Source organism: Collimonas sp. GW821-FHT02H07 (assembly GCF_059421505.1).
Genome location: NZ_JBWKVC010000003.1, coordinates 372,571 through 385,012 on the forward strand (window position 1 = coordinate 372,571; position 12,442 = coordinate 385,012).

The window sequence follows — 12,442 nt, forward strand, 5'->3', positions numbered from 1 at the left end:
GATTGGGCGATCAGGCTCGACTAAGCTGTGAGTGAGCGCCTGCACCAGTACTCGCCATCAGTTTGAGCATCACCGCCCTGCACCGCTATCAAGGCAATAAATATAATTATTTAACAAGCATTGCATCGTCAGCAAATATAATTAAAAAAATATTCGCCGGCTGTCGATTCAAGCTTGCGCCCTTCGACTAGTTAGCAGATTCAGAATTTAATCGGCCAGACCGGCAACCACTATCCAATGGAGATATCAAGATGCGATTCATGATCATACGCAAGGCTGACAAAGCTACCGAAGCAGGTGAAATGCCCAGCGAAGAACTGCTGACGGCAATGATTAAGTACAACGAAGAAATGATACAGGCCGGCGTCATGCTGGCCGGCGAAGGCTTGCAGCCGAGCACCAAGGGCGCGCGCATCAAATTCGCCGGCGGCAAGCCGACTGTGCTCGACGGCCCCTTCGCTGAAACCAAGGAACTGATCGCCGGCTTCACCATGATCCAGGTCAAGTCGAAACAGGAAGCGCTCGAATGGGTCAAGCGCTGGCCGCCGCTGGATGCCGGCGGCGGCGTCGAACTGGAGCTGCGCCAGGTGTTCGAAGCGGAAGATTTCGGCGACGAGCTGACGCCGGAACTGCGCGAGACCGAAGAGCGCCTGCGCCGCCAGGCCAGCGACAACAGCAAGTCTTGATCGCCCATTGCACCTATCCACTGACCATTGACCATCGACCATTGAGGAAACCATGCTCAAGACCATCGCCATCGTTATCGTCGTCGCCATTGCCCTGATACTAGGCTATGCCACGTTGCGGCCAGATGATTTCCGCGTCCAGCGCTCCGTCACGATCAAGGCGCCGCCGGAAAAAATCTTTGCGCTGATCGACGACTTCCACGCATGGAGCAGCTGGTCCCCCTTCGAAAAACTCGACCCGGGCATGAAGCGCACTTTCAGCGGCGCCGCCAGCGGCAAGGGTGCGGCCTATGCCTGGGACAGCGCAGGCAAGGCCGGCGCCGGCAGCATGGAGATCCAGGAGTCCACGCCATCCAGCAAGATCCTCATCAAGCTGGATTTCACGAAACCGCTGGAAGGCCACAACACGGCCGAATTCAGCATCGACACCCAGGGCGACAGCAGCAAGGTCACCTGGGCCATGTACGGACCATCACCCTATGTCGCCAAGGTGATGGGCATCTTTTTCAGCATGGATAGCATGATCGGCAAGGATTTTGAAAGCGGCCTTGCCAACCTGAAAAACGCTGCGGAAAAATAAGCGACGGTTCCCCTGGCGTCGCGCGCACCGACAGGCGCTGCGCCGTTTTCATTACTCATCTCAAGGACACAGGAGATCAACATGCTATTGAATGCCTACCTGAATTTTGACGGCCAGTGCGACGCCGCCTTCAAGTTCTACCAGCAAGTCCTGGGCGGGAAAATCGCCTTCAGGCTGACCAACAAGGAAACGCCGATGGCAGAACAGACGCCGCCTGACCGGCAAGACAAGATCGCGCACATCCGCCTGGAACTGGACGGCGGCGTCTTGATGGGCTCAGACTGCCCGTCTGAGTATTTCGAAAAAATGCAGGGCATGGTCTTGTCGATCAATGTCGACACGATTGCGGACGGCGCCCGCATCTTCAATGCGTTGGCAAAAAACGGCACGGTCAAGATGCCTTACGAGAAAACCTTCTGGGCCGCGAGTTTCGGCATGCTGGAAGACCAGTTCGGCACGCCGTGGATGATCAACTGCGAAAAAGATAACTGATAGCCGCGCAACGGCAAGTACTCCGTAGTCCGTCAATTGGGGCCAGAGTAATTTTCGCAAAAAACGCGAAAAAAAACTCCGACCCCAAATGACTAGAGCAGCGGTGTTTTGGTGACGGTTACGCGGTCGATGAAGAATTCGCCGTCTATGCATTTCCGGTGCGGCACGCCAGCCACCTTGAATCCCGGGCCGCCTTCGGCCACCCAAATCCGGGCAACGGTGTCGAACTCCTCGACCTCCAGCCCCAGCATCGCTGCTGACAACACAAACTGCGCACCATCCTTTTGCCTATCGCGAATCTCGTCTATCGTCTTTGCCATAATTTCAATCTACTTTTACAGTTCCAGTTAAATCATCAAGCATCACGCAATAATTCACGCGGCAACTCATAGGTTTCCTTGATTGCCTGCAGCACGATATTCGAACGGATATCCTGCACGCCAGGAATCTTGTACAGCTTCTCCAGCACGAACGCCGAATAATGCTTCAGGTTGCGCGCCTTCACCCGCAACAGGTAATTGGCGTCGCCCGTGATGATGTAAGATCCCACCACCTCCGGATAATTCTGCAGCGCCTGCATGAAATTCTCATGCCAGCTCTCCACATCCCGCCGCATCGTCACCTGCACGAACACATCCAGTTCCAGGCCCAGCTTTTCAGGACTCAGCAAAGCGCTATAGCGGCTGATGATGCCCTCCTCCTCCAGGATCCGCACCCGCCGCAGGCAGGACGAAGGCGACAGGAACACCTGCTCCGCCAGGTCCTGGTTGCTGATGCGGCCATTCTGCTGCAACAGCGTCAGGATGCTCAAATCGATGGCGTCAAGCTGCATTGAAATTATCTTTCAATATTTATAGTTAATATCTAGATATATTCTAAAATTAATTGAAATTGTATAGCAATTTCGTATAAAAATTCCAATAAGCTCGCCTAAAATAATTCCACCGATTCAGTCCGGCCACAGGAGAAAGCCATCGCTACCGCACAACAAATCTGGGACATCAGCCCGCTGCTCGCCGCCAGCATTCCGGTATGGCCCGGCGACACCCCTTTCAGCGCCCAGGCCACCTGGGAAATCGCCGACGGTTGCCCGGTGCATGTCAGCCGCATCACGCTATCCACCCACACCGGCGCCCACTGCGATGCCCCCAGCCATTACGATGCCCAAGGCGCGGCGATCGACCAGGTGCCGCTGGACGCCTATATCGGCCCCTGCCGCGTGATCCATTGCATCGGCGCCGCGCCGGTCAAGCCGGAAGATATCGCACACGCATTGGCCGATGCGCCGCCGCGCGTGCTGTTGCGCACTTACGCCAAGGCCCCGCAGGAGCAGTGGGATCCGGCATTTGCCGCGGTCGCGCCGGAAACCATCGCCCTGCTGGCGCAGCACGGCGTGCGCCTGGTCGGCATCGACACGCCCTCGCTCGATCCGCAGGAATCCAAAACCATGCTCGCCCATCACGCCGTCCGACGGCACGGCATGGCCATCCTCGAAGGCATCGTGCTCGATGCAGTTGCCGCCGGCGACTACGAACTGATCGCCCTGCCCTTGCGCCTGGCCGGCATGGACGCCAGCCCCGTACGTGCCATCCTGCGCCCTCTTTCATCATCAGGAATCCATCCATGACAAACACCATCGACAGCCGCGCCGCTTGCCAGGCGCTGGATGCCAACGACCCGCTGGCGCCGCTGCGCGCGCAGTTCGACCTGCCGCCCGGCGTCATCTACCTGGACGGCAATTCGCTCGGCGCCCGCCCGCGCGCCTCGCTGCAACGGGCACAGCAAGTGATCGAGCAGGAATGGGGCGCCGGCCTGATCCGCAGCTGGAACAAGGCTGGCTGGTTCGATCTGCCGGGCCGCCTCGGCAACCAGCTGGCGCCGCTGATCGGCGCCCGGGACAACGAAGTGGTGATCACCGACTCCACCTCGATCAACCTGTTCAAGCTATTGGCTGGCGCCCTGCAGCTGCAAGCGGCCAAAGCGGACGCGGCGACGCGCAAGGTGATCGTCACCGAACGCGACAATTTCCCGACCGATATCTACATGGCGCAAGGTCTCACCGAATGGCTGGACCGCGGCTACCGCATCCACCTGATCGATTCGCCGCAGGAACTGGCCAGCGCGGTCAACGCCGAGACCGCGGTGCTGATGCTGACCCACGTCAATTACCGCAGCGGCCACCTGCACGACATGCAGGCGGTCACCGCCGCCGCGCAAGAACAAGGCGCACTGGTGCTATGGGACCTGGCGCATTCGGCCGGCGCCTTGCCGATCGACCTGCACGCAGCCAATGCCGACTTCGCCGTCGGCTGCACCTACAAATATTTGAACGGCGGCCCGGGCGCACCGGCCTTTGCCTGGATCGCGCCGCGCCACCACGCGCAGTTCCGCCAGCCGCTGTCAGGCTGGTGGGGTCATCGCGCGCCGTTCACCATGCAGCCCGGATTTGCTCCGGTGGACGGTATCCGGCGCGCGCTGTGCGGCACCCAGCCCATCGTTTCGATGGCGCTGGTGGAATGCGGCCTGGACATCTTCGCGCAAACCGACATGCAAGCGCTGCGCAAGAAATCGCTGGCGCTGACCGATCTGTTCATCGGCCTGGTGGAGAGCCGCTGCGCCGGCCTCGACCTGACGCTGGCGACGCCGCGCGCGCATGCCGAGCGCGGCAGCCATGTCAGCTTCGCCCACGCCCACGGCTACGGCATCATGCGCGAGCTGATCGCGCGCGGCGTCATCGGCGACTACCGCGAACCGCAAGTGATGCGCTTCGGTTTCACGCCGCTGTACATCGGCTTCACCGACGTCTGGGACGCAGTCGAGACCTTGCGCCAGATTCTGGTGAACAAAGAATATCAAATCGACGCGCAACAAGAAGCCGTCACCTAGGAGATACAAGATGGAATGCCCTTACAAGCCCAACGACAGCTGGCATGGCGCGCAGATGGAGTTCAAGGACGACATGAGCTATGGCGATTACCTGGCGCTGGACCAGGTATTGTCGGCGCAGCGGCCGCTCTCGCCCAACCACAATGAAATGCTGTTCATCGTCCAGCACCAGACCAGCGAACTGTGGATGAAGCTGATGCTGCATGAGCTGCACGCGGTGCGTCAGCAGCTGCGCGCCAACGAGCTGGCGCCGGCCTTCAAGATGATGGCGCGGGTGGCGCGCATCATGGACCAGCTGGTGCACGCCTGGGATGTGCTGGCGACCATGACGCCGCCGGAATACACTGCGATCCGCCCCTACCTGGGCCATTCGTCCGGCTTCCAGTCCTATCAGTACCGGGAAATCGAATTCCTGCTGGGGAACAAGAACGCCGCCCTGCTGCAGGTGCACCAGCAGTCGCCGGAATCTTACGCGCGCCTGCAAGACGCGCTGCTGCAGCCATCGATCTACGATGAAGCAGTGATGCTGATGGCGCGCGCCGGCCTGGCGCTGGATCCGGCGCGCCTGAACGCCGACTGGAGCAAGGCGACCGCCGCCGATGCATCGGTGGAGGCCGCCTGGCTGGCGGTGTACAAGGCGCCGGACACGCATTGGGAGCTGTATGAGCTGGCGGAAAAGCTGGTCGACCTGGAAACCGCGTTCCGCTACTGGCGCTTCCGCCACCTGACCACGGTAGAACGCATCATCGGCTTCAAGAAAGGCACCGGCGGCACCGAAGGCGCCAGCTATCTGAAAATGATGCTGGACGTGGTGCTGTTTCCGGAATTGTTTTCCCTGCGCACTTCCCTATAAGGACGGCGGCTTGCGGCTGGCGGCGCGTTCGCGCGCTTGCTTGACGTCGGCCGGATCGCAACGCAATTCCAGCAGCTGGTTGACGGCGATTTCGTCGGCCAGCGAGGTGGCGGTTACCGTCGCGCCGAAAAAGCTTGCATCCAGGCAGAGCGCATTGCAAATGCGCTTGCGGCCTGCTTCATCGGCCGGCAGCTGCAGCACCACCGTGAGAAAATTTGACGCCGTGCCGCCGTCGGCGCTCTGCTGCGGCAAGGATGGCATCGACGGCGCTGCAGCTTGCGGCTGAACGGGAGCGATTTCCGCAGGCGTGCTTGTCAGTTCCAGTTCGGCCTGCGTCACCACCACCGCGCTGTGCGGTCCAGGCCACTTCTTGACGCCGCCGATCAGCGCCGGCACGCCGCCGCTGACCTCGTACTCCGTCTCGGAAATCTTCTCGTAATGAAATGGCTCCCAGCCGTCGACGCCGTGCTTGCGCACGGCCGCCTGCTCCAGCGCCTGGCTCTGCGGCGCGCCATTGCCGAGCATGCCGACATCGCTCAAGCCGGTATCGCTGCCTGCTGCTTCGTCCATCTCTCTGCCTCTTGTTTTCAATCTTGCATTCAAAACGGATTGCTGACCTTGACTACCGGCGCTATCGCCACCTTGTCCGGCAAGGTTCTCGATTCAAGCGCTTCCACCACGCTGTTGACCAGCGACTGCAGGGCCTTTGCCTGCTCCAGTCCAACCTGATCCAGGGTCAGGTCGAGATCACCGAACAGGCTGACCCGGTCCAGCCGGTTTTCCACATTCATCTTGCCGATGGCGAGGGTTGCGCTTTCATCGGCAAACGGTACAAATTTAGACATGCGACCATCCTTTGTTTATCAGGTTCGTAACGAAATTGACCAGCATCTTGACCACATCATCCATCAATCTGGACAACAAGTCCTTCTCTATTTTTTTGATCTGGGCGGCCGGCTCGGCGCCTCTTTCCGGCGGGCTGCGCTCGGCCGCGCTCTTGTCTGCAGCATAGCGTTCGCTGCCGCTGCCGCGCCCGCCCGCAGCGGGCAAGGCCATCGCCACATCCTTGACGCGCTTAGACACGCCCGGCAGGAGGTCGATGCGCAAGGTATTTTCCAGTTGCGACAGCGACAAGGTCTGGTAGTGCGAGGTATCCGCGTTCTTGATGAAATAGGCGGCGGCCTGCTGTCTCTTGGGACTATAAACGACTTTATAGATATAGGTAGGCACCAGCACATTGCCGATTTTTTGCAGGTCCTGGCCAAGGAAAGCCGGCCCGGTGATCACGTACAGCTCGCCCTCCTTCACCGCCAAGCGCCGCACCGCGCTCTCGATTTCGGCCCAGATATGGCGGTTGTTCTGCGGATTCTGCGGAATCATGTTGGCCAGGCTGAAGCTTTCATACTGCGAGGTACGGTTGGCCATGTCGCCGTTCGGGCTCATGTGGCCGCGGTCGAAACCGGAACGGGAATAGTCTTTCAGCTCAGCGCGGCCGCTGATCAGCAGGGCCGGCTCGGGATGGAAAGAGTTTTCGCGCGACAGCGTGCGCGCGGCGTCGACGTTGTCGCGCGTCAGGTGTTCGGCCGACCACAAAGGCGTGCGCGTGACGCCGGAATGCATGACGGCAAAAGCCTGGAAGCACAACTCTTGCGTCTGGCGCGCCAGCTTGTCATTGAGAAGCCTGGGGGCCTGGCCGGCGGCGTAATGGGAGGGGCAATCTGTAGCAAAAGCGGAAGATGTCAGCAATAAGCCGACGACTAGAAAACGACGAAACTTGTGCGGCATTGTTCACCAAAACTGTATAAATACCCAGTATAAGGTTTAACTTAAATCGCACCAAGCACTATCCGGATTTGTAGAACACATTTCGCTACCGCGTGGGCAAAAAAAACTTGCCCACCCTACCCGATCTTGCCGATTTATAGGGTGGGCACTGGTGCCCACGCGGGCGTATTTCCTAGTCGGCGACGACCTGCTTTGTTCCTTGCAAGTCGCGCGTATTCTTTTGCACAGCGATGGCGCCAAACAAGGCCAAGGCAAAAGACATGCCGTAGAAACCCTTTTCGCTCAGCGCCAGGCTGGCGTTGAACAAGCCGATGGCGAGCAGCAGCACGGCCAGCAGCACCGACAGCCAGCACAAGCCGTAGTAGATGCCGGTCACCGGAATGCCCTCGACCTTGTCGCGCACGCTTTTTTGCACGGAAATGGCGGCGAACAGGCCGTACACCAGCAAGGTGAAATAATAGCCGCGCTCGTTGAGTTGCATGTTGGCGTTGAACAGGCCGACCAGGAAGGCGGCGAAACCTGCGAGCAACGCCGTCCAGGAAGCGGCAACGAAGGCGAACGACGGTTGTTGAGACGGATGCGGCATGGATGGACCTTCCTTTGTCATTTAATTATCAGAAAATTATTCCTGCATCGGATACGCAACTCGCCGCAGCTTAGTTGGGCAAGGCATTCAGCTTCGGCTCCGGCACCACCGTCAGCGTCGTGGCAGGATCGATTTTCTTCAGGAACTGCGTCATTGAAACGACCGTCACGGTATCGATCTTGTCGGCAAAACGGCGCTCGTTGGGATGATCGTCGAAGGCGATATTGGCGCGGAACATGCGCCCGCCCAGCCGCGTCATCGGTCCCAGCGCAAGCGTGGTCGGCTCGTAGCCCATCAGCTTCAGCCATTGCTGCGATTTGTCGCGGCTGTCGATCTGGATATTATTGTCGGCATAGGCCTTGGTGAGCAGCTCCAGCACCCATTGATTGGAGTTTTCGTAGCGGGTGGAGAAGGGATAAGCCAGCATATTGTAGTGCGGCGTGAACAGCGCCAGATACTGGGAACGGTCGGACAGCCGGGCCAGGATTTTATGCTGCGCCTCCGGCGACGGAATGATCAGCAGCGATTCATAGCTGAACAGGTCGTCGAGGAAAAAATTCGCCAGGCCCTCTTTCCAGATCGCTGAATCGGCCGTGCCGCAGGCGTTCAGCAGATGCATGGTGCGCCATTGTCCGCTGGCCGGGTCTTTCAGCACAAAGGCGATATGCGAATAACGCAAACCGTATTTGGAAAGATCCTGGCCGACCCGCGCCACCAGCGCGACCTCAGGCTGGGCCTGATCCAGCGTCGCGGAAAGCGCGCTGGCGCTGCTGAACGCCATGCGCACGGAATCCGGACGCGGCGGTGTCTCGGAACAGGTCTGTCCGGCGATCGCCGCGCCGTGCGCAGCGAATCCGAGCACCATGGCGCACGCAACGGCGCACGTAATGCGACGCGCCCCCATCATTGCGACAACTTCGACTGGTACAGCAATTCCTTGCCGACCGCGTTGGGCACGAAGGCCAGAATCTTGCCTGAGGCGACCAGCGTATACCCGGTCGATTCGGCCACTACCTTGATGCCGTTGCCGACCGAAAGCCCAACCTGATGCGCCACCGCAGCCGAGCCCCGCACCACGGCCTTGCTGCCGTCCACCGTGTTCTGGATGATGACTTCCATCGCATCGCCGACGATCGTGCCGATGCCGACCACCACGAAGGAGGCGCCGACCACGAAATAGGTGCTGGCAGCGATCGGGCCGCCCTCGATCGAGCCCAACGGCGATGCCGCAATGCTGATCGCGCCCTGGCTGACTTCCTTGCTGCCGTCGGCAGCCTGGGTTGGCGCGTGCAGCGCGGCGCAGGCGGCCAGCGCGAGCAAAGTGTTACGCAGAGTTTTCAGATGCATGATGTCCCCCGGTGTAGTTAAAACGTGGTTTTGTTGGCGTTGTTTTGCCAAAGTTTTAATTGCGCCGGCAATCATACCTGTCATTTTTTACAATGGGCAATGATATGGATCATTTACTCTAACCGGCTACGTTTTACGTTTCGGCTGGCGGTAAAAAAGACGCTCAGGCCATCGCATGGGACTGATCCGAAGGATAGGAAATATCCCGGCCATGCCGCGCCGGCGATAAAAATCAGCGGGACGATGCTGTCAGTTGGGCTTGCGGAATCCGCTGTCCACCCAGGCGCTGGCGCTGGACGCGCTCAGCTTGAAGCTGGCGGCAACCCGCACCTGCGCCAGCTGCTCGCGGTCTTCATCGTGGGCGGTCAGCAGCGCGTAGGGAAAGTCATCGTCGGGAACGATGTCGAGCGTAACGTTGATGGTTGCGGCGCCGTCGCTGACGGCAATCGTCTTGTGCAGCATCGCGTGCAGCTGCTGTTCATGGCGGCGCACGAATTCGGAAGCGGTCTTGACCAGGGTGATGAAGGCCGAGGGATCCAGAGGCTTGGGATTTTTCTTGTCGCGGCCCATGGTCCAGGGGCCGATCAGGGCGGGCTCCGGTTCGCCATCCTTGATCATCGCCACCGCCCAGCCGTCATCGTCGTCGTTCTTGATGATGCGCGCGGTCCAGCCGTCGTCTTGCCACAGGCGCGGTTCCTGGGTCTTGTGATCGGCGTCGGCGAATTCTTCGGGGGATGCTGCGGAGTGGTCTGTCATTGCGTCGGAAAGTTCAGGAAGCGGCAAAAAAATGCGGGAAGACGCATTGTATAGCACCGGCCGCAAACGCTCATGCGCGCCGGTATTGCTTGCGGTAGGCGGCGGGCGACATAGCGAAGGCAGCGGTGAAATGCTGGCGCAGCGACACCGTGGAACCGAATCCGGCCAGCTCGGCAATCCGGTCTATCGCCTTGTCGGACGTTTCCAGCAGCCGCTGCGCCGACGCCAGGCGGTGATTGAGCAGCCATTGCGAGACGGTGGCGCCGGTCTTCTGCTTGAAGCGGCGGGTGAAATTGCGCCGGCTCATGGCCGCCCTGGCCGCCAGCACATCCAGGCATAGCGGCTGCTCCAGGTGCTCGATGGCCCAGTCCAGCGTCACGCTCAGCGCATCGCTGCCGTCGCTAGCCGGCAAGGGCTGCTCGATGTATTGCGCCTGGCCGCCATGACGGTGCGGCGCCACCACCATGCGGCGGGCGATGCGGTTGGCGACATCGGCGCCATGGTCGCGCCGCAGCAGGTGCAGGCAGCAGTCGATGGCGGCGGCGGTGCCGGCCGAGGTCAGGATGTCGCCGTCGTCCACGTACAAGACTTTCTGGTCCAGCTTGACCTTGGGATATTTGCGGGCGAAGTCCTCGCTCCACACCCAGTGGGTGGAAGCGGCGCGGCCATCCAGCAAGCCAGCTTCGGCCAGCACGAAGGCGCCCAGGCACAGGCCGACGACGCGGGCGCCGCGCGCATGGGCGCTGCGCAAGGCTTGCAGCAGCAGCTCCGGCGGCCGTTCATCGGGATCGCGCCAGGCCGGCACGATCACGGTATCGGCCTGTTCCAGCGCCGACAAATCATGCTCCACTTCGATATTGAATCCCGACATGGTCGCCACCAGGCCGGTCCGCGTGCCGCAGATCAGCAGGCGGTAGCGCGGCACGCCCAGCCGCGCCAGGTCATCGCCGAACACCATGCAGGGCACCGACAGGTGGAACGGACTGATGTCCTCGAAAACCACCACCGCGACGGTGTGCACTTTTTCGGCAAAGGAGAGGGAAGTCGACATGGCCCGATCCTATCACATTATGTCTATCGGGACACTTTCGCCTCCGGGGCCGGCCGCCGATACTTCGTCCTGTTCCGCCGCCTCCGATCAAGGGAGACGGCACAGGCGGCGATAGACGATGGGCGTCCATCGCGCCTGATATCAACCGGGAGTATCACCATGCATCATCCAACCATCCGCACCATGGCTGGCGCTAGCGCGCCGGTCAAACTCGACGCCGCCGCTACCGCCTTGCTGGTGATCGATTTCCAGAACGAATACTTCAGCGGCAAGATGCCGATCCCGGACGGCATGCGCGCCCTGCGCAACGCCAGCCGCCTGGTTGCCATGGCCGACCAGGCCGGCATGCCGGTGTTCCATGTCCAGCATCTGAGCCCGGCCGGCGCACCGGTGTTCGCCGCCGACAGCGTCAATGCGCAGTTTCACAGCGAGCTGCAACCCGCGCCGCATCACAGCGTGTTGCAAAAAACGTCCGTCAGCGTGTTTCCGACGTCCGATATCGACCAGCGCCTCAAGGCGGCCGGCATCAAGACACTGATCATCAGCGGCCTGATGACGCATGCCTGCGTCGCCGGAGCAGCGCGCGATGCAGTGCCGCTCGGTTATGACGTGGTGGTGGCGGAAGATGCCTGCGCCACCCGCGATCTCGACAACGCCGACGGCAGCCTGCTGCCGCACGCCGTGCTGCATCGCGCAGCGCTGGCTTCCATCGCCGACACCTTTGGCGCGCTGATGAGCACCGGACAGATCCTGCAACTGCCGCTGGCTTAACCAAAAAACGAAAGCATCATATGAAAAATTCATCAAAAAACTTGCTGGCCCTGGGCGCGCTCCTGCTCTCCAGCCAACTGCTTGCAGCAGCAGAAGGCAGCCATGCAAAACATGCCGGCGCACTGGCGTCCCTGCCGGCAGCGGATTTGCAGTGGAACGACATCCCCGGCAGCGGCGGCATCAAGTACGCCAACGTCCGCGGCAACCTGAGCGGCAAAGGTCCCTACGAAGCGTTCGTGATTTTCCCGGCGGGCAAAGACAATCCCTTCCACACGCATTCGCAGAATTTGCCGACGGTGGTGCTGAAAGGGACCTTCTATGCGGTGATCGACGGCAAGCGCGTGGAATATCCGGCCGGTTCCTTCTATAACCTGCCGGCCAGGCTCCCGCATTACAGCGGCTGCAACAAAGGCGAAGACTGCCTGCTGTTCCAGTACCAGGCCGACCATTTCGATTTGCTGCCGCAGACGCCGAAGGGCTAGCCGCGCGGCGCAAAGAAGGGCCGGTGAATTTGGTGGCATACTGTGCGGACCCGGGGGCAAATATGCGCCATGATATAGCTTTAGGGCCTGTTAACATTTGATTTGGGAGCGCTATGCAAACGGGCTCCCTGGGAATGCGTCAGCAATCACTCAAAGGCGGAATGACA

The 12,442-nt window shown here is 60.5% G+C and carries 18 protein-coding genes; 8 read left to right on the forward strand and 10 right to left on the reverse strand.

What is annotated here, in order from left to right; translation table 11 throughout:
• Positions 1–251: 251 nt before the first annotated feature.
• From AC07V8_RS07775 to AC07V8_RS07785, 3 genes are all read left to right on the forward strand, one after another.
• Positions 252–686: a YciI family protein gene (locus AC07V8_RS07775; RefSeq protein WP_494678937.1), complete on the forward strand. Its 435-nt coding sequence runs from the start codon at positions 252–254 to the stop codon at positions 684–686.
• A 52-nt stretch (positions 687–738) separates the two neighbouring features.
• Positions 739–1,266, forward strand: a complete 528-nt coding sequence (locus tag AC07V8_RS07780) for an SRPBCC family protein (protein WP_494678936.1) — start codon at positions 739–741, stop codon at positions 1,264–1,266.
• An 81-nt stretch (positions 1,267–1,347) separates the two neighbouring features.
• Positions 1,348–1,758, forward strand: coding sequence for a VOC family protein (locus AC07V8_RS07785; RefSeq protein WP_494678935.1), 411 nt, complete (start codon positions 1,348–1,350; stop codon positions 1,756–1,758).
• A 92-nt stretch (positions 1,759–1,850) separates the two neighbouring features.
• On the opposite strand, the gene AC07V8_RS07790 is transcribed toward AC07V8_RS07785, so the two are convergent.
• Entirely contained in the window at positions 1,851–2,078 is a 228-nt protein-coding gene (locus tag AC07V8_RS07790; RefSeq protein ID WP_061942834.1) for a hypothetical protein, read from the reverse strand.
• A 35-nt stretch (positions 2,079–2,113) separates the two neighbouring features.
• Positions 2,114–2,590 carry an Lrp/AsnC family transcriptional regulator gene (locus AC07V8_RS07795; protein WP_494678934.1) on the reverse strand — a complete coding sequence of 159 codons (477 nt, stop codon included), beginning with the start codon at positions 2,588–2,590 and terminating at the stop codon, positions 2,114–2,116.
• 141 nt (positions 2,591–2,731) lie between these two features.
• Between AC07V8_RS07795 and kynB the strand changes: the two genes are divergently transcribed.
• Genes kynB through kynA form a run of 3 tightly spaced genes read left to right on the forward strand, consistent with a single transcriptional unit; the run spans position 2,732 to position 5,497 of the window.
• Entirely contained in the window at positions 2,732–3,385 is a 654-nt protein-coding gene (gene kynB, locus AC07V8_RS07800) for an arylformamidase (RefSeq protein WP_494679087.1), read from the forward strand.
• Positions 3,382–4,644, forward strand: a complete 1,263-nt coding sequence (kynU, locus tag AC07V8_RS07805; RefSeq protein ID WP_494678933.1) for a kynureninase — start codon at positions 3,382–3,384, stop codon at positions 4,642–4,644. Before kynB ends, kynU begins: the two co-directional genes overlap by 4 nt.
• A gap of 10 nt (positions 4,645–4,654) precedes the next feature.
• Positions 4,655–5,497 carry a tryptophan 2,3-dioxygenase gene (gene kynA, locus AC07V8_RS07810; RefSeq protein ID WP_494678932.1) on the forward strand — a complete coding sequence of 281 codons (843 nt, stop codon included), beginning with the start codon at positions 4,655–4,657 and terminating at the stop codon, positions 5,495–5,497.
• Here kynA and AC07V8_RS07815 read toward each other — a convergent pair.
• The 8 genes from AC07V8_RS07815 to AC07V8_RS07850 all read right to left on the reverse strand — a co-directional run bounded on the left by AC07V8_RS07815 (position 5,492) and on the right by AC07V8_RS07850 (position 10,992).
• Entirely contained in the window at positions 5,492–6,067 is a 576-nt protein-coding gene (locus AC07V8_RS07815; protein ID WP_494678931.1) for a hypothetical protein, read from the reverse strand. The two genes, kynA and AC07V8_RS07815, sit on opposite strands and share 6 nt — an antisense overlap.
• Before the next feature lie 29 nt (positions 6,068–6,096).
• Positions 6,097–6,342, reverse strand: a complete 246-nt coding sequence (locus tag AC07V8_RS07820; protein ID WP_494678930.1) for a hypothetical protein — start codon at positions 6,340–6,342, stop codon at positions 6,097–6,099.
• Positions 6,335–7,282 carry a DNA/RNA non-specific endonuclease gene (locus AC07V8_RS07825; protein WP_494678929.1) on the reverse strand — a complete coding sequence of 316 codons (948 nt, stop codon included), beginning with the start codon at positions 7,280–7,282 and terminating at the stop codon, positions 6,335–6,337. Before AC07V8_RS07825 ends, AC07V8_RS07820 begins: the two co-directional genes overlap by 8 nt.
• 172 nt (positions 7,283–7,454) lie before the next feature.
• Complete coding sequence (gene yiaA / locus AC07V8_RS07830) at positions 7,455–7,868, reverse strand: inner membrane protein YiaA (protein WP_494678928.1); 414 nt, start codon at positions 7,866–7,868, stop codon at positions 7,455–7,457.
• A gap of 70 nt (positions 7,869–7,938) precedes the next feature.
• Positions 7,939–8,733, reverse strand: a complete 795-nt coding sequence (locus tag AC07V8_RS07835) for a DUF2145 domain-containing protein (RefSeq protein WP_494678927.1) — start codon at positions 8,731–8,733, stop codon at positions 7,939–7,941.
• A 38-nt stretch (positions 8,734–8,771) separates the two neighbouring features.
• Complete coding sequence (locus tag AC07V8_RS07840) at positions 8,772–9,215, reverse strand: hypothetical protein (RefSeq protein ID WP_494678926.1); 444 nt, start codon at positions 9,213–9,215, stop codon at positions 8,772–8,774.
• 249 nt (positions 9,216–9,464) lie between these two features.
• Positions 9,465–9,971: a hypothetical protein gene (locus tag AC07V8_RS07845; RefSeq protein ID WP_494678925.1), complete on the reverse strand. Its 507-nt coding sequence runs from the start codon at positions 9,969–9,971 to the stop codon at positions 9,465–9,467.
• Positions 9,972–10,041: 70 nt separating this feature from the next.
• The gene (locus AC07V8_RS07850; RefSeq protein ID WP_494679086.1) at positions 10,042–10,992 is read right to left on the reverse strand and encodes a GlxA family transcriptional regulator; all 951 of its coding nucleotides are present in this window, start codon (positions 10,990–10,992) and stop codon (positions 10,042–10,044) included.
• 189 nt (positions 10,993–11,181) lie between these two features.
• On the opposite strand from AC07V8_RS07850, the gene AC07V8_RS07855 reads away from it, so the two are divergent.
• Together AC07V8_RS07855 and AC07V8_RS07860 are read left to right on the forward strand one after the other, a co-directional pair.
• Positions 11,182–11,793, forward strand: a complete 612-nt coding sequence (locus AC07V8_RS07855) for a cysteine hydrolase family protein (protein WP_494678924.1) — start codon at positions 11,182–11,184, stop codon at positions 11,791–11,793.
• A 20-nt stretch (positions 11,794–11,813) separates the two neighbouring features.
• Entirely contained in the window at positions 11,814–12,275 is a 462-nt protein-coding gene (locus AC07V8_RS07860) for a cupin domain-containing protein (protein ID WP_494678923.1), read from the forward strand.
• Positions 12,276–12,442 lie beyond the last annotated feature (167 nt).

Bases quoted from the DNA above. Each gene is read 5' to 3' on its own strand.
- AC07V8_RS07775 (WP_494678937.1), top strand. From the start codon at position 252: ATGCGATTCATGATCATACGCAAGGCTGACAAAGCTACCGAAGCAGGT.
- AC07V8_RS07780 (WP_494678936.1), top strand. From the start codon at position 739: ATGCTCAAGACCATCGCCATCGTTATCGTCGTCGCCATTGCCCTGATA.
- AC07V8_RS07785 (WP_494678935.1), top strand. From the start codon at position 1,348: ATGCTATTGAATGCCTACCTGAATTTTGACGGCCAGTGCGACGCCGCC.
- AC07V8_RS07790 (WP_061942834.1), bottom strand. From the start codon at position 2,078: ATGGCAAAGACGATAGACGAGATTCGCGATAGGCAAAAGGATGGTGCG.
- AC07V8_RS07795 (WP_494678934.1), bottom strand. From the start codon at position 2,590: ATGCAGCTTGACGCCATCGATTTGAGCATCCTGACGCTGTTGCAGCAG.
- kynU (WP_494678933.1), top strand. From the start codon at position 3,382: ATGACAAACACCATCGACAGCCGCGCCGCTTGCCAGGCGCTGGATGCC.
- kynA (WP_494678932.1), top strand. From the start codon at position 4,655: ATGGAATGCCCTTACAAGCCCAACGACAGCTGGCATGGCGCGCAGATG.
- AC07V8_RS07815 (WP_494678931.1), bottom strand. From the start codon at position 6,067: ATGGACGAAGCAGCAGGCAGCGATACCGGCTTGAGCGATGTCGGCATG.
- AC07V8_RS07820 (WP_494678930.1), bottom strand. From the start codon at position 6,342: ATGTCTAAATTTGTACCGTTTGCCGATGAAAGCGCAACCCTCGCCATC.
- AC07V8_RS07825 (WP_494678929.1), bottom strand. From the start codon at position 7,282: ATGCCGCACAAGTTTCGTCGTTTTCTAGTCGTCGGCTTATTGCTGACA.
- yiaA (WP_494678928.1), bottom strand. From the start codon at position 7,868: ATGCCGCATCCGTCTCAACAACCGTCGTTCGCCTTCGTTGCCGCTTCC.
- AC07V8_RS07835 (WP_494678927.1), bottom strand. From the start codon at position 8,733: ATGGTGCTCGGATTCGCTGCGCACGGCGCGGCGATCGCCGGACAGACC.
- AC07V8_RS07840 (WP_494678926.1), bottom strand. From the start codon at position 9,215: ATGCATCTGAAAACTCTGCGTAACACTTTGCTCGCGCTGGCCGCCTGC.
- AC07V8_RS07845 (WP_494678925.1), bottom strand. From the start codon at position 9,971: ATGACAGACCACTCCGCAGCATCCCCCGAAGAATTCGCCGACGCCGAT.
- AC07V8_RS07855 (WP_494678924.1), top strand. From the start codon at position 11,182: ATGCATCATCCAACCATCCGCACCATGGCTGGCGCTAGCGCGCCGGTC.
- AC07V8_RS07860 (WP_494678923.1), top strand. From the start codon at position 11,814: ATGAAAAATTCATCAAAAAACTTGCTGGCCCTGGGCGCGCTCCTGCTC.